Annotated in this window: 16 protein-coding genes and 1 pseudogene; 11 read left to right on the forward strand and 6 right to left on the reverse strand. The window is 66.6% G+C overall.

Annotated features, from left to right (window positions below; translation table 11 throughout):
* Nucleotides 1-14: 14 nt before the first annotated feature.
* Genes F8D48_RS06250 through F8D48_RS06265 form a run of 4 tightly spaced genes read left to right on the forward strand, consistent with a single transcriptional unit; the run spans nucleotide 15 to nucleotide 3070 of the window.
* Nucleotides 15-977, forward strand: coding sequence for an ABC transporter ATP-binding protein (locus F8D48_RS06250; RefSeq protein WP_151430504.1), 963 nt, complete (start codon nucleotides 15-17; stop codon nucleotides 975-977).
* The gene (locus F8D48_RS06255; protein WP_135971549.1) at nucleotides 970-1722 is read left to right on the forward strand and encodes a hypothetical protein; all 753 of its coding nucleotides are present in this window, start codon (nucleotides 970-972) and stop codon (nucleotides 1720-1722) included. The genes F8D48_RS06250 and F8D48_RS06255 overlap by 8 nt, the downstream gene beginning before the upstream one ends.
* Nucleotides 1719-2210, forward strand: a complete 492-nt coding sequence (locus tag F8D48_RS06260; protein ID WP_151430506.1) for a hypothetical protein — start codon at nucleotides 1719-1721, stop codon at nucleotides 2208-2210. Before F8D48_RS06255 ends, F8D48_RS06260 begins: the two co-directional genes overlap by 4 nt.
* On the forward strand, nucleotides 2207-3070 hold the full coding sequence (locus tag F8D48_RS06265) for a sensor histidine kinase (protein ID WP_151430508.1): 864 nt from the start codon (nucleotides 2207-2209) through the stop codon (nucleotides 3068-3070). The genes F8D48_RS06260 and F8D48_RS06265 overlap by 4 nt, the downstream gene beginning before the upstream one ends.
* Before the next feature lie 318 nt (nucleotides 3071-3388).
* Here F8D48_RS06265 and F8D48_RS06270 read toward each other — a convergent pair whose 3' ends face one another.
* Entirely contained in the window at nucleotides 3389-5035 is a 1647-nt protein-coding gene (locus F8D48_RS06270) for an FAD-dependent oxidoreductase (RefSeq protein WP_170272757.1), read from the reverse strand.
* Between the two features lie 346 nt (nucleotides 5036-5381).
* Between F8D48_RS06270 and F8D48_RS06275 the strand changes: the two genes are divergently transcribed.
* From F8D48_RS06275 to efp, 3 genes are all read left to right on the forward strand, one after another.
* The gene (locus tag F8D48_RS06275; protein WP_151430511.1) at nucleotides 5382-6665 is read left to right on the forward strand and encodes a response regulator transcription factor; all 1284 of its coding nucleotides are present in this window, start codon (nucleotides 5382-5384) and stop codon (nucleotides 6663-6665) included.
* A gap of 297 nt (nucleotides 6666-6962) precedes the next feature.
* Nucleotides 6963-7889, forward strand: coding sequence for a YczE/YyaS/YitT family protein (locus F8D48_RS06280; RefSeq protein ID WP_151430513.1), 927 nt, complete (start codon nucleotides 6963-6965; stop codon nucleotides 7887-7889).
* Between the two features lie 115 nt (nucleotides 7890-8004).
* Entirely contained in the window at nucleotides 8005-8568 is a 564-nt protein-coding gene (gene efp / locus F8D48_RS06285) for an elongation factor P (protein ID WP_016308328.1), read from the forward strand.
* Nucleotides 8569-8824: 256 nt separating this feature from the next.
* On the opposite strand, the gene F8D48_RS06290 is transcribed toward efp, so the two are convergent.
* From F8D48_RS06290 to F8D48_RS06305, 5 genes and pseudogenes are all read right to left on the reverse strand, one after another.
* Nucleotides 8825-9697, reverse strand: a complete 873-nt coding sequence (locus tag F8D48_RS06290) for a DegV family protein (RefSeq protein WP_151430515.1) — start codon at nucleotides 9695-9697, stop codon at nucleotides 8825-8827.
* 535 nt (nucleotides 9698-10232) lie between these two features.
* Complete coding sequence (locus F8D48_RS06295) at nucleotides 10233-10691, reverse strand: helix-turn-helix transcriptional regulator (RefSeq protein WP_151430517.1); 459 nt, start codon at nucleotides 10689-10691, stop codon at nucleotides 10233-10235.
* A 649-nt stretch (nucleotides 10692-11340) separates the two neighbouring features.
* A complete protein-coding gene (locus tag F8D48_RS12135) occupies nucleotides 11341-11883 on the reverse strand; it encodes an FAD-binding protein (protein WP_338071846.1) in 543 nt (180 codons plus the stop codon).
* A gap of 109 nt (nucleotides 11884-11992) precedes the next feature.
* Nucleotides 11993-13066, reverse strand: a pseudogene (locus tag F8D48_RS12140) (FAD-binding protein); the annotation flags it as partial.
* Nucleotides 13056-13742 carry a cytochrome c3 family protein gene (locus tag F8D48_RS06305; protein ID WP_151430519.1) on the reverse strand — a complete coding sequence of 229 codons (687 nt, stop codon included), beginning with the start codon at nucleotides 13740-13742 and terminating at the stop codon, nucleotides 13056-13058. The gene F8D48_RS06305 and the pseudogene F8D48_RS12140, both read right to left, overlap by 11 nt.
* Before the next feature lie 265 nt (nucleotides 13743-14007).
* Between F8D48_RS06305 and F8D48_RS06310 the strand changes: the two genes are divergently transcribed.
* The 4 genes from F8D48_RS06310 to F8D48_RS06325 all read left to right on the forward strand — a co-directional run bounded on the left by F8D48_RS06310 (nucleotide 14008) and on the right by F8D48_RS06325 (nucleotide 19504).
* The gene (locus F8D48_RS06310; RefSeq protein ID WP_151430520.1) at nucleotides 14008-15315 is read left to right on the forward strand and encodes a PDDEXK family nuclease; all 1308 of its coding nucleotides are present in this window, start codon (nucleotides 14008-14010) and stop codon (nucleotides 15313-15315) included.
* 609 nt (nucleotides 15316-15924) lie between these two features.
* Nucleotides 15925-17793 carry an acetyl-CoA carboxylase biotin carboxyl carrier protein gene (gene accB / locus F8D48_RS06315; RefSeq protein ID WP_151430522.1) on the forward strand — a complete coding sequence of 623 codons (1869 nt, stop codon included), beginning with the start codon at nucleotides 15925-15927 and terminating at the stop codon, nucleotides 17791-17793.
* Between the two features lie 11 nt (nucleotides 17794-17804).
* Nucleotides 17805-19157, forward strand: a complete 1353-nt coding sequence (gene accC / locus F8D48_RS06320; RefSeq protein WP_151430524.1) for an acetyl-CoA carboxylase biotin carboxylase subunit — start codon at nucleotides 17805-17807, stop codon at nucleotides 19155-19157.
* Nucleotides 19154-19504, forward strand: a complete 351-nt coding sequence (locus F8D48_RS06325; RefSeq protein ID WP_151430526.1) for an Asp23/Gls24 family envelope stress response protein — start codon at nucleotides 19154-19156, stop codon at nucleotides 19502-19504. The genes accC and F8D48_RS06325 overlap by 4 nt, the downstream gene beginning before the upstream one ends.
* The last annotated feature ends 8 nt before the right edge of the window (nucleotides 19505-19512 follow it).

The raw sequence follows: 19512 nt of genomic DNA on the forward strand, positions 1-19512 counted from the left end.
GAAAGGACGCGACTATGGATGCATTGCGCTGCACCGATCTGACGTGGGCCTTCCGCGGCAAGCGCGCCGTGGATGCCGTGTCGCTGGCCCTGCAGCCCGGCGACATCTACGGGCTCGTCGGTCGCAACGGCGCGGGTAAATCCACGCTGCTGAAGATGATCGCCGGGTATCTGGCCCCCACGGCCGGCACGGTGGAGGTATTCGGCGAGGCGCTCGGTCCCTGCCAGACGAGCCCGCGCATCGGGTGCCTCATCGAGCGTCCGGCCATCAACCCGGCGCTCACGGGTGTGCAGAACGTGACGGTGCGGGCGATTGCCCAGGGACTGCCCGACCCCAAGGAGGCGGCAGCTGAGGCCGTGGCGGCCGTGGGACTGGGCGAGGCCAGCCGTGACCGGGCGAAAGGCTACTCTCTTGGTATGAAGCAGCGGCTCGGCCTGGCCCTGGCGCTGGTGGGCCGGCCCGATGTGCTGCTGCTGGACGAGCCCTTCAACGGCCTCGATCCCGAGGGCGTGCGGCTCGTGCGCTCGCTGTTGGTGCGCCTGGCCGAGCAGCGCGGGACGGCTATCGTGGTCAGCTCCCATGTGCTCGACCAGCTGGAGCGCATGGTCACTCGCTACGGCGTTATCCGAGCCGGCCGCCTGGTGGCCGAGATGACCGCGGAAGAGGTGGAAGAGGCCTGCACCGACTACCTATGCGTGGAGACGGCCGACGGGCCGCGGGCTTTGGCGGTGCTGGAACGCGCCTTTGCCGAGGCCTCCTTTACGGTGATGCCCGACGAAGCCATCCGCGTGACCGGGCCCGTGGACGGCGACGCGGTGGGCCAGGCCCTCCTGGCGGCCGCCGTGCCGGTGCGTGGCCTCTACACCCACACGCGCGATATCGAGGACTACTTCGTGGAACTCATGGGCGGCCTCGGTGCCGTGCGCCAGGTGCCGGCACCCACCGAGGCGGCGGAAGGGGGCGAGAACCGTGGCTAACCTGTTCCGAGCCCAGTGGTATCGGCTGTTCTGCCGGCCCTCCACCGCCATCCTGCTTTTGGTGATGGCGGCCCTTGCCGGCCTGGTGGCCGTGCAGTTCACGGCGAGCTGGACCGATTGTCACACGTTTCGCGCCGTGCTCGGCCGCGCCTCGGTGGTGGAGGTGTGCGGCCCCTTCGTTGGGCTGTTCCTGGCGGCATTCTTCGCCGACGACTTCCAACAGGGCACTGTGCGCAGTCTCATGGTGGGGAAGGGATCACGGCGGGCGTGGGGAAGCGCGGCCCTGGTGCTCGCGGTACTGGTCGCGGCCGGTGCCCTGCTGATGGAGGCCGTGGTGACCGGGGTCGTCTATGGCGCCATGGGCGGTGCGCCCGTGGCGTTCGATGGGCGCGAGCTGGCGCTGTGGTGGCTGACGGCGACGTTGCTCATCACCGCCTTCACGATGCTGGCCACGTTGGCTGCGATCCTCGTGCCGGTGAATCCCCCGGCGGCGGCCATCATTGCGGCCACGCTGCTCACCTCGGGCCTGGGCTTCTGGTTCTGCCAATCGGCGGCGCTGTCGCTGCCCTCCCCGGTGGGTGCCTTCGTGGAACAGGAGGTGCTCCCGCTTTCGCTCACCCAGATTCGCCTCAACCTTCTCAACGGCCTTCCCATCGAGGTCTGGTGGCTTGCCGACGGGGCCTTGGTCACCGCCGCGGCTACGGTGGCCATCATGGTCGTCATGGCTCGGAGGGAGCTGAGGTGATATGGCTAACCTGTTCCAATCCCAGTGGTATCGGCTCGTGCGCAACCGGGCGTTCTGGGGGGCTGCTGGTGGTGTTCTTCGTCCTAGTGTTCTCGTTTGTCGCGCAGGTGGGCGAGGAGGCCGTGCGCCAAGGGGCCTATCGGAACCTGCCTTCGTGGAGCGGGGCTTCGGAGGGGGCAAGCATGAGCGTGGGTGCCGAGGTGGTGCTGGGGGAGTTCTGGGTGCCGCAGATGCTGCTGATGCTCACCGCACTGTTGGCCGCGGCGTTCTTCGCCGATGATTTCAAGTACGGTGGCGCCCGCTTGTTGGACGTGGGCCCTTCCTTCCGCAGGGCCTACGTGGGAAGCGCCGCGCTGCTCATGGCCGTCGTCTTGACGCTGTTTCTCATCGCTGCTGCCGTGGCTTGCGACTATGCTGGGGATGTGCTGGCTGGTGATGAGGAGGAAGCGGGTATGAGGGAGCGGAATGTCGAGGGGGATGCGCGATGATCTGGTTGGGTGTGCTGTGCGCGGCGCTGGCGGTGGCGCTCGTGGGTTGGGTTGTCGCGACGGAACGGCAGATGCGGGAGATGGCGCGGAACTTGGCGACACGCGGGCAGAGCGCGCGGCCCCTGGCCCTGCGCTTTCCCACGGCGGCAGCCTGGGAGCTGGCCCAGGAGGCGAACCATCTCATCGATGAGGCCGCCGAGGAGAAGCGGCAGCTTCAGAAGAACCTGGCCTCGTTCTCCCATGACGTGCGCACGCCGCTCGCGGGCGCCCAGGGTTACTTGCAGCTGTACGGGATGGCCGTCACCGACAGGGAGCGCGACGAATGCGTCGCGGCGGCGGCCGAGCGCCTGACGGCGATGCGCGGGCTCGTGGATGCCCTGTTCGAGTATGCCAAGGCCGACGACGGGGCCCGCGCGTTGGTCGTGGTGCCCGTGGATGTGGGCGCGGTGGTGGCCGCTTGTGTGGCCGATCTGCATCCGGCCTTCGTCGAGCGGCAGTGGGAGCCGACCGTGCGACTGGACGAGGACGTGGTGGCTCCGGCCGATCCCGAGGCCCTCGCTCGCATCGTGGAGAACGCGCTCGTGAACTGCCTGCGCCACGGTGCAGCGGCGCCGGCGATCACATTGCGAAGGGCTGCGACGGCCGACGGTTTCACGCTCGCTATCGCCAACGAGGCCGAGGGTTTGGAAGCCCTGGATGCGAGCCGCCTCTTCGAGCGCTTCTACCGCGGCGATCCCTCGCGTCGGTCGGGCGGCAGCGGCCTGGGCCTGGCCATCGCCGACGCCCTCGCGCGGGCCCAGGGCATGACCCTCACGGCCTCCCTTACCGACAACCGCTTCACCATTACCCTGCGCGGCTAGCCGTTTGCCCTGAGCTCAATGGGAGGTTTGCCGCTGATGCCAGCTCCGTGAGTGTCGCGGGCGACAAAAATGACGTTCGAGCGAGAGCCGGAGGATGCGGGCGCGACAATTATGACGTTCGAGCGAGCTTTTCGGCCGTTGCGGGAGCCATAAGGCTCGCCCAAACGTCATTTTGTCATTCGGAAGCGACCCTTGTGCGATGGGGTTGCTACGGGGCGGCGCGAAGCGGTCTCTGCGCTTCGTAACGGGCTATGTCGCGAAAGAAAAGGCGCCTTCCGAGGAAGGCGCCCCCAGGGGAGGGTTCGATAGGGTTCCGGGCTAGTCTTCCAAGCCGGCGAGGCGGCGGCCGACGAGGTAGCCGAAGGTGAGGCAGCGGCCGTGGCTCACGGCGCTCATGTGGTGGGGATAGGTGCCGTTGAACATGCTGCCCGAGGTGTTGCCGAGGGCGTAGAGGCCCTCGATGGCCTTGCCGTTGTGGTCGAGCACGCGGGAATCGGCATCGGTGCGCAGGCCGTTCACGGTCACGAGGCAGCAACCGCTCTCCTCGATGGCGTAGTAGGGGCCGCTTTCCAGGGGAATGAGATCGCTCGGCTTCTTGCCGTAGTCGGCATCCTCCCCAGCGGCGCACAGCTCGTTGTAGCGGGCGACGGTCCGGGCAAGGTTCTCGGCGTTGATGCCGCATTTCTCGGCCAGTTCTTCAAGGGTATCGGCCTCGACGAGCACATCCTTGATGGAATCGTACATATCCTCGGGCGTCCAGGGAGCGCCTCCCTTGGCCTTCTCGAGGGAGGTGAGGATATCGGTGCCGGACAGCAGGACGAAGTCGTGGGCGCCGGGCTGGTACATGATGGCGTTGCTCATGTACTCGAAGGACAGGTTCTCGTTGACGAAGCGCTCGCCGTTCTCGTTGACGCGCAGGAAGGCCAGCATGGCACCGTTGGCGCGGTTGCCCGTCTTGGCACCGGCGGGATCGTTCATGAGAATGTGGGGCCAGTCGTCTTCGGCAGCTCCTGCGGCCAGGCCCATGAGCAGACCGTCGCCCGTGTTAGTTATCGTGGGGTTGATCCATGCGTACACGGCCAGGTCGCGGGGGCGTATACGCTGGGTGAGCAGATCCCAGTTGAACTCGTAGCCGCCGGTGGCCAGCACAACGCCTTGGGCCGCCTCGATTTTGATGATGCCCTCTTCGCCCTGGGCATACACGCCGGTGACCTTGCCGTCTTGTGTGATCAGCTGTACGGCAGGGGTGCTAAAGCGGACATCGGTGCCGTTGGCCTGGGCTGCCGCAAGGACATTTTCGACGAAGGAGGCGATGCCCTTCTCGACCCGCACGCCCGATCCCCAGGTGGTAACGCCGGCGAACAGGCTGTTGCCTGCCTTTGCCGTAAAAGTTCCGCAGGCGTCTCCGACGACGTCCAGGGCCCAGTTGAGCGCCTCACCCGAGCGATCGCACCAGCGCTTCCACACATTGCGGTCGCAGCGGAAGTGCGCGGTGGCCATGCCGTCCTCCATGAAGGCGACGGGGTCGAGCACGTTGCCGGCCTCTTGGTGGATGCGGTCGCCGAAAGCGCCGATCTCGGTGCCACGCGCGGCGAACGTCTGTCCCTTCTCTAGCAGGATGGTGCGAAGGCCGTTCTCGCTCGCCGAGGCAGCTGCCGCCACGCCGGACATGCCCGCGCCGCAGACGACGACATCGCAGGTGAGGGTCTCGACGACCTCGTCTTCGGAGATGGGCTCCTCGATGTAGGCCACCTCGCTCCCCGTGGGCTGGTTGAACTCGAGAGCGCCGGCGTTGGGGATAAGCGTCTCGCTTGCCGTCGCGGTCTCGCTGGTTTCCGCCAGGGCCTCCGAAGATCCGTCCTTCTTCGGTGTCTGGGACGCGCAGCCTGCCAGGCCTGCGGCCGCGGCTGTGGCACCGAGGCACCCGAGGCCGATGAAGCCGCGTCGCGATAGATTCTTCTCCATAGTTGCCCTCCTTTTGAGCGGTTTTCCCTTGGGGCGGTCGGGGAGGCATGCGCTATACTGGCGAATTGCATCTCCGGCAGGAGGCATCTTCCCGCGACCGCCGGCCCGTTGCACCGGGCAAGGAGGACACTACCGAAATGGAGGGGCCATGCCATCTGACCAAACGGCTAAATTTCGACTGCGCCGTGTCTGCCAAAAAGTAGGACACGGTTTATCAGGGGTTTTCCTCGATAAAACCTCGCTGTTCTATGTCCTGGGTCTTGCGACTTTCTACACGTGGAATCTGACCGACATCTTCACCCCCTCTCTCATCGTCGGAGCGGAAGGGGCCGCGGAACTTTCGACGATGGTCTCCTCGTTGTGCAACGTGGCCGGCTATGTCGCCATCGCCCTGGTTCTCTCGCGGCTCCGCTGCTTCGGCCGCCTGGCCGCAGCCGCCGCGGTTGCCGGCGCCCTTGCGATCGTCGGCTCTTGGGCGCTGTGGACGCTCGGTGCCGTGGGATCGGTGGAGGCGCTGCTCGTCTACAAGGGTGCGACGAGGATCTGCGCCGCCTTCGTTATCGTGGCCTGGGGCATCCGCTTCAGCGATCTGGAAAGCGCGCTGCTCACCCGTCGCGCCCTGGCGGCCTTTCTCGTGGCCACCGTGGCGTTTCTCGCCCTGGGGGTCCTCCGAGGCCTGTCCCAATGCCTATTGCTTGCCGCTCTGCTTCCCGCGTCGATGGTGCTGTGGCATCGGATCGGCCCGGGCGGGGCGAGTGGGGCCGCGGTGGGCGGCGCGGCCTCGGTGGGGGCCGTGAGGCAGTTCGCGTCGTCGGTGTGGCGCGTGCTGCTTGTTTTCTCCCTGTTCGGCGTTGTGACGTGGGTGGTGATCCTTGATGCCCAGGCAACCTCTCCCGGGGGCGTGGCGGGTTCGTTTGTCGCCGGTGCCTGCTTTGTGGTCATGGCCTGCCTGCTCGTTGCGTCGTGTCTCTTTGAGAGCGCGATATCCTACCGCTATGTATTCAAGCTGGTGTTGCCCCTGGTTATGGTGGGACTGCTGCTTGTGGTGGCCCTTGAGGGGTTTCGGGGGATGGGGGCGGCCCTGGTTTCGGTCGGATATACCTGCTTCGATTTGTTCTGCTTCGTGATGGTGGCGAGCGCGTGCCGCCAGAGCGGCGTGAGGGCCGGGGCCGCGTTCGGCTGGTATAGGGCGCTCGAGAGCTTTCTGCCCGTTCCGGCCCTGGGGCTGACGCTGCTGGCGAATATCGTGGGAATGCGCGACGGCAACGGGGCGCTCTACGTGCTCGTCGCCGCCTGTGTGCTCGTGCTCGCGGTGGTGCTCGTGTTCGACCGGGGCAACATCATGGAGCGCAGCTACCTGAACCCGGCGGTGAACTATCCGCGGGCCGAAGCGCTCTACTTCGCGCGGCAATGCGAGGCGGCCATCGAGCGCTACGAGCTTTCGCCGCGTGAGGCCGAGGTGCTCAGCCTCGTGGTGCGCGGCCGAAGCGTGCCCCACATCGCCGAGCGGCTTTACCTGTCCCGGGGCACGGTGAAGACCCATATCGCGCGCATTTATCAGAAGTTCGGTGCCCGCGACCGGCAGGCGATGATCGACATCATTGAGTCCATTGCCCTCGATGACGCCTAATCTCGCCGGGGATGGGCTTTCCCGGCGGGTGGCGCGGGCTCTCTTCCAGAGGCCTGCGGCGTTGCCCGTCTCGAGCCGTTTGGGGCTGGGCGGCGGTTCTGGCGACCTCGGCGGTTGCCGCTTTTCGGAGTCGGTGACGGTACCTCCCGCTCCCGGAATTCACGGGTGTCAACGGGGGCGTCGTGCTATAACTGAAAGGGTCAGCGTAGTGAAAGCGATGCCGGAGAGGACGGTGAGGACACGATGACGGAACGGAAGATCAATCGGGGGAGCGAGATTCGGACCAAGGGGAAATCCATGGGACGCGAGCGCTCCGGTTGCGCGACCGATCCGTCTGACAGACCCTCGCCCCGGGCTGCCCTCACGGCGTCCGGGCGCCCCGATGCCCCGTCGGCCCCATCGGGCTCCGGGGAGCCGATCGGCTCGCAAAGCCCTCGGCCGGCCGGTCCGGCCCCGAAGCATTCGACTCCGGGCTGTGCCAGTGCGCACGGCGGCGGTTCTCGGCGCTCCAATCTGCGCCCGGCGCTGTTCATGACCGGCCGCATCGCCCTCATGCTGGCGGGCATCGCGGTCATGGCCCTTGGCATCGATGTGGTCGTGAAGGCCGATCTGGGCAACTCGCCCATCTCCGCCACGCCCAACGTGCTCGCTCTCGGCTTTCCCGCTGTGAGCTTCGGCACGTTCATGCTGGGCTGGCAGTGCTTCCTCGTGCTCGCGCAGGTGGCCCTTCTGCGCCGGGAATTTCGGCTGGTGGACCTGTGGCAGATTCCCATCTCGGTGTTCTTTGGGCTGTGCATCGACTGGTTCATGGCGCTGCTGGGTGCAGCCGCACCGACCACCTACCTCGCCTCGTGGCTGTGGCTGGTCGTCGGCATGGCCGTGCTCGCCGCGGGCATCGTGATGACGGTGGTCTCGGGCACGGTCATGAACTGCGGCGAGGCTGTGGTGCAGGCCGTGGTGCGCAAGACCGGCGCCCGCTTCGGCACGGTGAAGGTGGGCTTCGACCTGGCCTGCGCGGCCTTGGCGGTGCTGTGCGCCCTGGTCTTCGTGGGACACCTCGCCGGCGTGCGGGAGGGCACCGTGGTCTGCGCGGCGCTGACCGGGGTGGTGGTGAACGGCTACATGGCCCTCTACGGCCGTGTGCGCCAGGGAGCGCGCCGGTGGCGAGCCGGAGCTGGTTCGCGCGCCGACGAGGCGGCGACGTCCCTGGTGGAGCAGAGCTAAGACCATATTTTCTTTGCGGAATGCCCGCAAGATGGCTATAATGTAACGGTTTGAATCAGGCGCGACGTGCGAGCGTAAGGGTTTCCGCGGCGCGTGAGCATGAAAGGAAACATCCGTGGCAAGCATTTCTACCGCCGATTTCAAGAACGGCATGTGCATCATCAACAACGGCAAGATGTGCACCATCGTCGAGTTCCAGCACGTGAAGCCGGGCAAGGGCGGCGCGTTTGTGCGCACCAAGCTCAAGGACATCAAGACCGGCCGCGTGGTGGACTACACCTTCAACGCCGGCACCAAGTTCGATTCCGTGCGCCTGGAATCCAAGAAGATGCAGTACCTGTACAACGACGGCGCCGACTACTGGTTCATGGACAACGACACCTTCGAGCAGATGCCCATCGCCGCCGATATGGTGGGCGCCGCCTCCGATTGGCTGAAGGAGAACGACGAGGCCACGCTGCTGTACGCCGGCGACGAGCTCATCAGCCTGGAGCCCCAGATGTTCGTGGAGTTGGAAGTGACCCACACCGAGCCGGGCTTCAAGGGCGATACCGCCACCAACACGCTGAAGCCGGCTACCCTGGAGACGGGCAAAGAGGTGCAGGTGCCCACCTTCATCGAGATCGGCGACGTGTTGCAGATCGACACCCGCGACGGCCGCGTCATCAAGCGCGTCTAATCAAGCGGGAAAACCTCACAGGTCGAGAAGCCTCCTCCGGGAGGCTTCTTCTGTTTCGGCGATGGTAGAGCGCAGAGGAGATAGCGGGTGTTTCCGCCGAGCGCAGTTCACCCTCCGGGTACTTCCTTGCTTCGCTCGGTCGCCGACACGCGACTGGAACAGTCCGGCGGACTGCGCCACAAAGCGAGGACTGTCTGAGCGGATGGGAATACCCGCTAGCTCCGACTGAGGGGAGTCGCTGGGAGAACGCGCCCCGCTAGCCTCGGGCGAAGAAGGCGAAGGCGACGCCGTCGGGGCCCACGTGGGTGCCGATGACGGCGCCGACGAGGGTGAGGGGCAGCTCCAGGGCGTCCGGGCTCTCGATCAGGCCTTGCTCGGCGGCGATGGCGAGCGAGTCGGCGATGTACTTGCGGCCGATCTTGTCGGACAGGCCCGAGTAGGCCACCCACACCGGGCGCGTGAAGTCGATGCCGCCGGCCTTCTCGATTTCCTCGAATACCATGGAACGCGATGCCTTCGAGCCGCGGGCCTTCCCCAGAACGATCACTTTGCCGTCCACGACGCCCACCACGGGCTTGATGGACAAAAGGCCGCCGATGGCCGCCGCCGCGCCGGAGATGCGCCCGCCCCGGCGCAGGTACTCCAGGCCGTCTAAGGCCGCCACGAGGCGGATGTCCTTCTTCTCCTGGTCGAGACAGTAGGCGATGTCGGCGGCGGAAAGCCCCTCGTCGCGCAGGGCCCAGGCGCGCTCGGCTAAGATGCGCTCGCCGACGGTGGCGTTCTCGGAATCCACCACGAAGACGGACTCCTTGAAGGGGGCTGCGGCGATGCAGGCGCTCTGGTAGGTGCCCGAGATGTGGCTCGACAGCGTGATGCACACCACGGTGTCGCCGGCGGCCACGGCCTCTTGGAACAGATCCTGGAACACCATGGGGGGAATCTGGCTCGTGCGGGGCAGCTCGTCGCTCTCGATGAGGCGCTCGAAGAACTCGGTGCGGCTGATGTCGACCCCCTCGGCGAACTCCTCGTCGCCGAAAGTGATGGTCATGGGGATGATGGTGATGCCGTGGGCGCAGGCGTAGTCCTCTTCCATGTCCGCCGACGAGTCCACGATGATGCGAATGGCCATGGTGCCTCCAAAGTTGTGTTTGCTTCCCTGTATTCTATCGGGCGGCGGCGCTCGGAGGGCGCAATGGCCCAAAGGCAAGTAAATTGTTCATAATTCGGGCGGCGGTCCGCTGTGGCGGTTCGGCGCTTTGGCCGAAGAGTCGCCGCCGCGGATGCTTGGACGGGCCAATTGCGGCTACAGTAGGACCCTCTTCGCGCCAATCGGACATTTCTGCGACAAATGATGCGATCGGGCGACATTTCCTGCGGGGAAAGACCCTGGAATGCGACAAATCTGTCGATCGGGCGACATATTGCGGCAATGGATGTCGCCCGATCATGCGATTTGTCGCATTTCAGGGCAAAAGCTTGGGAAGCGGGGAAGCGCGCAAAGCGCGGAGAGTCCGCGGGGCGCGTGGAGGGAGGAAAGCGCTGGATCAACCGAGCCTGCCGAGCCCACTGAACCTGCTGAACCTGCGGCATGCGTCGAGCTCGTGGAGGGGCCTCGTTGTCTGCGCGAACGCGTTTCCTCAGCGAGGCCCGCCCCTCCACAAGGCTCATCCCTCCACGAGGTCGATCAACTCCTGGTGGGAGTGGATGCCGAGCTTGGCGTAGACATGTTTCACGTGGGCCTTCACGGTGTTGCGCGATACGACGAGCGCCTCCTCGATGTAGGATCGGTCGCGGCCGCGGGCGAGCATGGCGAACACCTCGGCTTCGCGCGGCGTGAGGAAGAACTCGCCGGCGATGGTCTCGCAACGGGCGGTGAAGGCCTCCTCGGGCGCGAGGGTGGCCCCCGACGCCGCCGAGGCGCCGGCATCGGGCACATTCACCGGTTCGATGCCGTCGATGGCCCCGGCGAAGGTGAAGCGCTTCAGTCCCACAAGCACATAGGCGGCGAACACCAAGAGCAGCACCGCCGGAATCGCCACGCGCAGCGAGGGGTTGGCCGCCGCAGCGCCGGCAGGGCCCAGGCGAGGCCGGCCGCGAGCAGGGCACCGCCGAGGACGATGCACGCGGCCGCCCCTCCGACAATCGCGTCGCGGCGCAGCGCGGATGGCGCACGGTAGGCCATAAGGCCCAGGGCCGGCAGCGTGATCGCCGAGCAGGTGACGGAGATATCGCGGGCGAACATGAAGACGACATCGAACTGCGGGAAGATGGACCCGTTCATAAGCGCGGTGGCTCCGAGCACCAGCAGCAGCGCTGCGAACCCGCGCGCCGGACTCGCAGATGGGGAGGCGTCGGCTCCCGATGGCGCCGTGCCTGCGCGTGCCCCGCGTTCGAGCGCCGCCCCGCGGGGCGCGTTCTCCACCTCTCGTTTCTCCATCGTTTCTCTCTTTCGCCGATCTCTCCCATTGCACACGCGAAGACCCCCGGCCCGCGCAGGGCTGGGGGTCTGAAAGCAAAACCGCTGGTCGCTGAGAGGGAGGCGCGACGGGCGGTATCCCCAAGGAAGGACAAAGAGGGGAGAGGGCGGATCGCCGCGGACGGCCTTGTGAGGGCTTTCTCGCCTGGTAAGGCCGATGCCGGGCTTCCCAGCCACGCGTCGCCGCTTGCGAGCACGGCCGGGAAGCTGCCAGCTGCGGGCCCGCAAGCCTCCGGGTGCGGGGTCGTAAGCCTCCAGGTGCGGGGCTTCTCGGCCCCGCCGGGCAGGAGTCGTCCTTAGGCCTGGCCTGTGGCGGCCAGCATGCCGGCGCGTCGCCCGAAGGTCATGGTGCGCCCGCAGGCGAGGCCCGTCATCAGGTTCAGATAGCTCACGCTGAAGAAGCCGCCTGAGTCGTTGCCCGTCAGGTAAAGGCCCAAAATGGGATCGCCGTTCTCATCGCAGGGGTGCATGTTCGTGTCGATGGTCACGCCGTCCAAGGTGGTCAGGAACCACGCGCCCGTGCGCACGCCGTAGAAGGGCGGCGTGTCGATGGCTATGAGGTGGCGCTTCTCCTTGTTGTAGTCCTCGTCGCGCCCGGCCGCAGCCGTCTCGTTGTAGCGCTTCCACGAGGCCACGGTGGTCTCCACGGGCAGGTTCAGCTTCTCGGCCAGCTCCTCCATGGTGTCGGCCTGCTGCACGTAGCCGTCCTCGATGAGCTTCTCGATCATGCCGTCCACCACGACCATGGGGATGTTGTTCTTGGCCCCGTTGTCGAAGGTGAACAGCCGGCAGCAGCCCACCTCGTCCATGGCCTCGGCCTGGGGCGGCGTGGTTCGCATCCCAGATGTCCACGTAGGTCTGGTGCGGCTGCATGATGGTGGAGTGCAGCATGTAGTCGTAGGGGCCGCTCTCGTTGCAGAAGCGCTCGCCCTTGAGGTTCAGTTTCAGGAAGGGCTGCTCGCCGAACCAGAACCAGCGGCCGAGCACGCCGTCGCCGGCGTACTGGTCGGGCTTCACGCAGGCGCGGTTGAAGGTGCAGGCCGCGCCGAGCGGGTCCATGGTGGCGCCGAGCCACAGGGCCGCCTTGATGCCGCTGCCGGTGGGATTGCCGCCGCTTCCGGGGGCCGCGATGCGGATCTTCTGGTTCCAGGCCTGGCGGTCCTCCATCATCTCCAGGTTGTTGCCGTAGCCGCCCGTGGACAGGATGACGCCCTTGCTGGCGTTGATGCGCAGGTAGCGGCGCTCGCCTTCCACCTCGCGGGCGATGACGCCGGTCACGCGCCCGCCCTCGTCGGTCTCGCACTTGACGAACTCGGTGTACCAGCGCACCTCGGCGCCCTGCTCGGCGGCGTAGGCCAGGATGGACTCCGCGAAGCCCCACTCCTCGTCCTCGGCCACGGCGTCGGTCTTCTGGGGGCTGTGGCCGGTGGCGAAGGCCTTGTCGCGGCCCGGGTCGTCGATGTTGCCCACACCGCCCTCGAACTCCATGACCATCTTGCCGTCGCGCTCTACGATGTCGGTGAGCCAGTCCACCATGGCGCCCGACTCGTTGGCCCACAGCTTCACCAGATCGTAGTCCACGAATCCGTTGGCGTAGCGGACGATCTCCTCCATGGCCTCCATCTTGTCGATGCGGAACTGGGGGAACTCGTCGAAGGACGCCTGCTGCAGGCGAGAGTCGATGGCACCGATGTCCTCGCGGACGTTATGCGGGCTGCCCTGGCGGTCGATGCCGAGCACCCGCGCTCCGTTCTCGGCAGCCGAGATCATGGCCGGGATGCCGCCGGTGCCGACGCCCACGACGAGCACCTCGGTGTCGATCGTCTCGGCGATGGCCGACTCCTCGATGACGGGCGGCGCGCCGAGCCAGGAGGGGCCGCCGAAATCGCCCGTGCTCAGGTTCGCGGGCTCCTCGGCTGCGTACCCGTGGCCGCATCCGGACAGTGCGGCGGCGGAAAGCCCACTGAGGGCGGCAAGGCCCGCGCCCTTGAAGAAGCTGCGACGTGAGACGTTACTCTGCATGGGGGGCCTCCCATCCTTCGGGCAGGGTCAGATCGTGGCACTCGTTGCACACGAGCACCTGGTTCTCGTGGATCTTGTGGCAGTCGCCGCACTCCAGCGCCATGTCCTGGTGGCTCGCGTGGGGGTTGTACTTCTCGTCGTTGCCGGCAAAGCCCCACAGGTTCGCGGTGATCTCGTCGAAGGAGGCGCCCGCGGCGTGGTGGCACTCGGGCCGCGCGCAGAACTCCTCGCTCGCGAACTGCTTGCCGGTGGCGAGCATGGTGCCGTCCTCGGTCATGGGGTAGGTGTCCGACACCCAGGCGCACACCTCGGCCACCTGGGTGGTCAGCTCGGCGGTGTGGCAGTCCAGGCACGCCTCGCCGGCCTTCGCGTGGGCCGTCACGCCGAGCTGCGGGTTATCGTCGTCGTAGGTCTCCACGTAGTAGTCCATGGGGCTGTGGCAGATGGCGTTGCAGAAGCTCGGCTGCTCGTGCCAGACCCAGAAGCCCGCGCCGGCCACCACGATGACGGCCGCCACCACGCCGGCGACGATCCATCCGCGCCGCCGCGGCTTCTTGGGGGCGGCGCCGAGTGCGCCGTTGGGCGATGCGGCGCCGGATGCAGGGGAGCCGGGCGCGCCGGGCGCCCCCTCCTGCGGTCCGGCCGCGGTTGCGGCCTTTTCCTCGTCGATGCTCATGATCGTTTCCTCCCTTCCTCGTCTTATGCAGAAACGATGGGGCCAGTGTGCGCCCCAAAGGGGTGGAAAGCTATTACCCCAGCGGGGTAAACTTTGCGTTTAGCCTGATGAGTTCAGGGTAAAAGGCAGCTCGGGAGGGGAGGGAAAGGAGGGACGGGCCGGCCGCGGGCGCCCGATACCCGACCTGCCCCATCATCGATGTTGGTTGCGTCGAGGCGCATCTTTCCAGTTGCCGGGGGCCAGTTGGCGGGTAAGGTGTCGCGTTATGAATTTGTACCTCTCCCATAGCACCGCGCTTCGCTTTTGGCGCGCCTGGTCGGCCGCGGCTGCCGTGCCCTTGCATGCCTTCCACGACCTGGGCGCCGCCGAAGCTGCGCTGTTCCCCGATCGCTTCTTCGCCGCATCGGAGGTGCTTTTCCGAGCCGTCCGCACCGATCGAGAGATTCGGGAGGCGTTGCGGCGCGCGGCAGCCCCGGGGGATCCCTCTGCGGCGTCCGCCGCCGAGAAGGCCGCTGATCCGGCGGCCTCCGTCGCGCCGGGCGCCGCTGCCCCGCGGGTGCCACCGGCCTCCGCCGTGCTAGGGGCTGCAACGTCGTGCGCGGACTCGCTGGAGATAGCGGCCGCCACTGCGCCGGGCGTGGTTGCGCCGGGGGCGCCGGCTGCCGATGCGGCGTCAGCGAGCGACGCGGTGCTGGCGACTGGTGCCGTGGCGGTGGCGCTTCGCACGGCATGCTGTTCCGATAACGGCTCGGTGCATGTTGTGACGACCAGCTGCGGAGGTTTGCGCAACTCGACCGCCGCGACCCGCCATCGGATCGGGGGCGCCCTGCCGCGGGGATCATTTCTCAAAGTGGCCCCGGGCGTGTTCGTGTGCTCTCCCGAGCTCGTCTTCGTCCAGATGGCCGCAAGCGTTCCCCGTGGCGCCCTTCTCGCGCTCGGCTACGAGTTGTGTGGCTGCTATCCGGTCGGGGGCGATCGGGCGGGCGCCCTCGTGCGTCGGCTCCTGACCGCCCCGCGTCGCCTGTCGGCATTCGCCGCCCGCGCGACGGGGCTCGCGGGCGTGACGGCGGCCCGCGCGGCCGCAAAGCAGGTGCTTGCCAAATCGGGCTCGATCATGGAGACAGAGGTGTCCATCGTGGCCTTCTCCTCCGTGGCCCAGGGCGGGTTGGGGCTTGTGCCGCCGAAGCTGAACGAGCCGGTGATGCTGTCCGCCCGGGCGAAAGAGGCGACGGGCCTGAGCCGCGTTGTGTGCGATTGGCTGTGGCCCGAGGCGCGGGTGGCTGTCGAATACGACGGACGCGACTCCCACGCCAGCCCGCAGCAGCAGGCCCGCGATGCCCGCAAGCGCGATGCGTTGCGCATCGACGGTTTCGACCTGACCGTCATCACGAGCTCTCAGTTCCACCACGTGACCCAGTGCACGGCGCTGCTGCTGGGCGTGGGCCGTCGCGTCGGGCCGAGGAAGCGCAAGCTGAGCGCCGAGCACGTGCCCCGGCATTTGACGCTGCGCAAGCAGGTGCGCGCGCACCATCGCGAGCATTTCCCCTTTCTCTTCAAGAAGAGCCGCTCGTAGAGCCCGTTCTTCTCACGGGGTCCCATCCAGTAATCTCGCTGTTTTTCGTCGAACTCGGGGAAATGCGACAAATCGGCTAATTGGGCGACATCGCAGAGCGTCATATGTCGCTCGATCGACACATTTGTCGCAGATCGGGTCTCTTTTCGAGAAGAAATGTCGCCCAATCGCGGTATTTGTCGCATTTCCCCGGTTTGGGCTGGAAAGGCCCCGCGCCCTTGCGCGGCGGCCCGCGCCCCTGCCGCCTGTGCCCCCGGCCGCGCCTACGCCTCTCGGCAAGCCCTCCGCCTGTGCCCCTTCGCGGCTTCCCTCGCTTCTCCCTCTCATTCTTTCCCTCTATATTACATCCCTTCTACCGCTGCACTGTGCTCTCTTGTCGCCTTCCCCTCTGTCCTCGTCTCCCTGCCGCTTCCGTACGCTCGTTTCCCCTCGTTCTCCCACAGCTTCCCCCCGGCGCCCCGTCCTCGGCTCCTCCTCGCCGTTTGCGTCCTCCTGCCGCTTCGTTGATGTTTCTTGTCGGCAAATCACGTGCTCGCGCTGTGGGCTATGCGGGTTGTCCCCTATAATGCAACACTTGATCTTTGACTAACTATAAGGAGGTGTGAGTTCATGCCACGGCTTCAGATCATGGATACGACCATTCGCGACGGTCAGCAGAGCCTGTGGGCCACCCGCATGCAGATCGGCGACATGCTGCCGATCCTGCCGAAGATGGACCGCGTCGGCTATTGGGCCATCGAGGCGTGGGGCGGGGCGACATTCGATTCCTGCCTGCGCTTTCTGGACGAGAATCCTTGGGAGCGCCTGCGCGCCATCAAGGACAAGACGCCCAACACCCCCCTCGCTATGCTGTCGCGCGGCCAGAACCTGGTGGGCTACAAGCATTACTCGCGCGAGATCGTCAATCGCTTCATCGGGGCCGCCCATCGCAACGGCATCGAGGTCTTTCGCGTGTTCGATGCGCTGAACGACATTCGCAACGTGGTGGACAACGCCGAGGCCATCAAGAAGCACGGGGGCCTGTTCGAGGGCGCCATCTCCTACACCATCTCGCCGGTGCACACGCTGGACTCGTTCCTCGAGTACGGCCAGCAGCTGAAGGACCTGGGCGCCGATACCATCGCCATCAAGGACATGGCCGGCATGCTCACCCCCTACCGCGCCGAGCGCATGGTGAAAGCCTTCAACGAGGAAATCGGCCTGCCGGTGCACATCCACTGCCACTACGTCGGCGGCATGGCCCCGGCCAATATTTTGAAGGCCGCCGAGGCCGGCGTGGCCGTGGCCGACACCGCCCACGCGCCGCTGGCCTTCGGCAACTCGCACCCGGCCGTGGAGATGATCGTGGCCGCTCTCAAGGAGAGTCGCTACGACACCGATCTGGACCTCGATCTGCTCTTCGAGATCTCCGAGTACTGGGAGGAGATGCGCAAGCGCGGTCACTACAAGCGCGGCGTGTCCTCGCTCATCCACATGCAGGTGTACTCCCACCAGGTGCCCGGCGGCATGATGAGCAACCTCATCAGCCAGTTGGAGGTGCAGAAGGCCGTCGACCGCCTGCCCGAGGTCATGGCAGAGATTCCGAAGGTGCGCGCCGAGGTAGGGTATCCGCCGCTCGTGACCCCCATGTCGCAGATCGTGGGCACGCAAGCGGTGTTCAACGTGCTCACCGGCAAGCGCTGGAGCGTCATCTCCAAGGAGATGAAGGACTACGTGTGCGGCTACTACGGCAAGGCCCCGGGCCACATGGACAAGGAGATCGTGGCGAAGGTGGCCGGCGATACCGAGATCTTGGATCCGGCCGTCGCCCCCGGCACGCTTGTGACCACTACCTACGACGAGGTGGCCAACGAGATCGGGGACTTGGCCCACAGCGAGGAGGACGTGCTCATGTACGCCCTGTTCCCCAACGAGGCCCGCACCTACCTTTCCAAGCACCGAGTATCCGAGAAGGTCGACTTCATGCTGGAGCAGGAGTCCAGCGGCACCAAGGAGGATGATTACGTGGACATCAATCAGATTCGCGAGCTGGTTCGCGTTGCCGAGGAGAGCGGCGTCGGCGAGATTGTCGTCGAGGAGGAGGGCGTTCGCATCGCCGTGCGCATGCCCGGTCAGGGCGCGCCCGTAGCGGCCCCTGCCGCCGCCCCGGTGGCCCAGGCGGCCCCGGCTGCGGCCGCGGCCCCGGCGCCGGCCGAGGAGGTTCCCACGCGACCGGCCGCCTGGAAGCCGGTCATCGCCCCCATGGTGGGTACTTACTACGAGGCCCCGGCTCCCGGTGAGCCGCCCTTCGTGAAGGTGGGCGATGAGGTGGCTGCCGGCGAGACGCTGTGCATTGTCGAGGCCATGAAGCTCATGAACGAGATCGCGGCCGAGGAGATGGGCACTGTGCGCGAGGTCTGCCTGTCCGACGCCACGCCCGTGGAGTACGGCACCGTGCTCTTCTACGTGGAGCCCCACGATCCCACCCCGGGCGTGTAGGAGACCCTGCTATGTTCGAGAAAATTCTCGTCGCGAACCGCGGCGAAGTGGCCCTGCGCATCATGCGCGCCGCCCGCGAGCTGGGCGTGAAGACCGTGGCCGTGTACTCCACCGAGGACGCGAGCACCTACCCGGTGCAGTACGCCGACGAGGCCGTGTGCATCGGTCCCGCCCAGTCGGCCAAGAGCTACCTGGTCATGTCCTCCATCATCGCGGCGGCGAAGAACACCGGTGCCCAGGCCATTCACCCGGGCTACGGCTTCCTGGCCGAGAACGCCGAGTTCGCCCGTGCCTGCGCCGACAACGACCTGGTGTTCATCGGCCCAGCGGCCGAGTGCATCGAGCGTATGGGCGACAAGTCCAGCGCGCGGGAGACCATGAAGGGCTGCGGCGTGCCTACCGTGCCCGGTTCCGACGGTTGCTTGGATACGGTGGAAGAGGCCGCTGCCTTCGCCGAGCAGGTGGGATACCCCGTACTCATCAAGGCCACGGCCGGCGGCGGCGGCAAGGGCATGCGCGAGGTGCACGACCCGGCCGATCTGGCCGCCCAGTACAAAGCGGCCCGCACCGAGGCAGGCGCCGCCTTCGGCAACGACGGCGTGTACCTGGAGAAGCTCGTGCTGCGTCCCCGCCACGTGGAAGTGCAGGTGCTCGCCGACGACCACGGCAACGCCGTGGCCCTGTGCGAGCGCGACTGCTCCATCCAGCGCCGTCATCAGAAGCTTTTGGAAGAGGCTCCCTCTCCGGCGCTCACCGACGAGCTGCGCCGGGCCATGGGCGTGGCGGCCCTGAAGGCCGTCCGCGCCGTGGACTACAAGAATGCCGGCACCATCGAGTTCCTGCTCGACGAGCGCGGCGAGTTCTACTTCATGGAGATGAACACCCGCGTGCAGGTGGAGCACCCCGTGACCGAGGAGATCACCGGCACCGACATCATCAAGGAGCAGCTGCGCATCGCCGCCGGCGAGCCCATGAGCTGCGCCCCCCGGGCGCCGTTCGCCCCGGCCGGCCACGCCATCGAGTTGCGCATCAACGCCGAGGACCCGGCCCACGGCTTCCGCCCCTGCCCGGGTACCGTCACGCGCTTCGAGCCCCCGGCGGGTCCCGGTGTGCGCGTGGAAACCTATTTACGAACTGGTTCTAAAATCTCTCCGCACTACGATTCCCTCGTTGCAAAGGTTATCGTACATGGGCAGGACCGCGAAGAGGCCGTGGCCCGTGCCCGCCGCGCCCTGGACGAGTTCGTCATCGAGGGCATCGCCACCACCATCCCGTTCCATCAGCGTGTGCTGGACAACGAGGTGTTTCTGGCCGGCGACGCTACCACGGACTTCATCGAAACCCAGATGGGAGATGTGCTATGACCAATGAAATGAACGTTGAGGGACTGTCGATCGCCCCGGGCGTCATGGAGACTATTATCTCTGTGGCCGCCAGCGAGGTGGACGGTGTGGCCTCGCTCGGCAACTTCGCCACGAGCGGCATTCGCTCCATGTTGGCGAGCAAGCCCTCCACCTCCGGCATCGAAACGAAGATGACCGAGGACGGCAAGCTCTACGTGGCCGTGCACGTGGAGGTGTACTACGGACACGTGCTGCCCGAGCTGGCAGCCGCCCTGCGCTCCGCTGTCGCTGAATCGCTGGCCACCCAGGCCGGCGTGGAGGTGTCGGCGGTGGACGTGTACATCGACGGCATTCAGTTCCAGTCCTAGGCGGCGCG

Origin of the sequence: Adlercreutzia muris (assembly GCF_008831045.1) — a bacterium.
GTDB classification, from domain to species: Bacteria; Actinomycetota; Coriobacteriia; order Coriobacteriales; family Eggerthellaceae; genus Adlercreutzia; species Adlercreutzia muris.

Coding starts and splice junctions, on each gene's coding strand:
- F8D48_RS06250 (WP_151430504.1), top strand. CDS start 15: ATGGATGCATTGCGCTGCACCGATCTGACGTGGGCCTTCCGCGGCAAG.
- F8D48_RS06265 (WP_151430508.1), top strand. CDS start 2,207: ATGATCTGGTTGGGTGTGCTGTGCGCGGCGCTGGCGGTGGCGCTCGTG.
- F8D48_RS06270 (WP_170272757.1), bottom strand. CDS start 5,035: ATGGAGAAGAATCTATCGCGACGCGGCTTCATCGGCCTCGGGTGCCTC.
- F8D48_RS06275 (WP_151430511.1), top strand. CDS start 5,382: ATGGTCTCCTCGTTGTGCAACGTGGCCGGCTATGTCGCCATCGCCCTG.
- F8D48_RS06280 (WP_151430513.1), top strand. CDS start 6,963: ATGGGACGCGAGCGCTCCGGTTGCGCGACCGATCCGTCTGACAGACCC.
- F8D48_RS06290 (WP_151430515.1), bottom strand. CDS start 9,697: ATGGCCATTCGCATCATCGTGGACTCGTCGGCGGACATGGAAGAGGAC.
- F8D48_RS12135 (WP_338071846.1), bottom strand. CDS start 11,883: ATGCGAACCACGCCGCCCCAGGCCGAGGCCATGGACGAGGTGGGCTGC.
- F8D48_RS06305 (WP_151430519.1), bottom strand. CDS start 13,742: ATGAGCATCGACGAGGAAAAGGCCGCAACCGCGGCCGGACCGCAGGAG.
- F8D48_RS06310 (WP_151430520.1), top strand. CDS start 14,008: ATGAATTTGTACCTCTCCCATAGCACCGCGCTTCGCTTTTGGCGCGCC.
- accB (WP_151430522.1), top strand. CDS start 15,925: ATGCCACGGCTTCAGATCATGGATACGACCATTCGCGACGGTCAGCAG.
- accC (WP_151430524.1), top strand. CDS start 17,805: ATGTTCGAGAAAATTCTCGTCGCGAACCGCGGCGAAGTGGCCCTGCGC.
- F8D48_RS06325 (WP_151430526.1), top strand. CDS start 19,154: ATGACCAATGAAATGAACGTTGAGGGACTGTCGATCGCCCCGGGCGTC.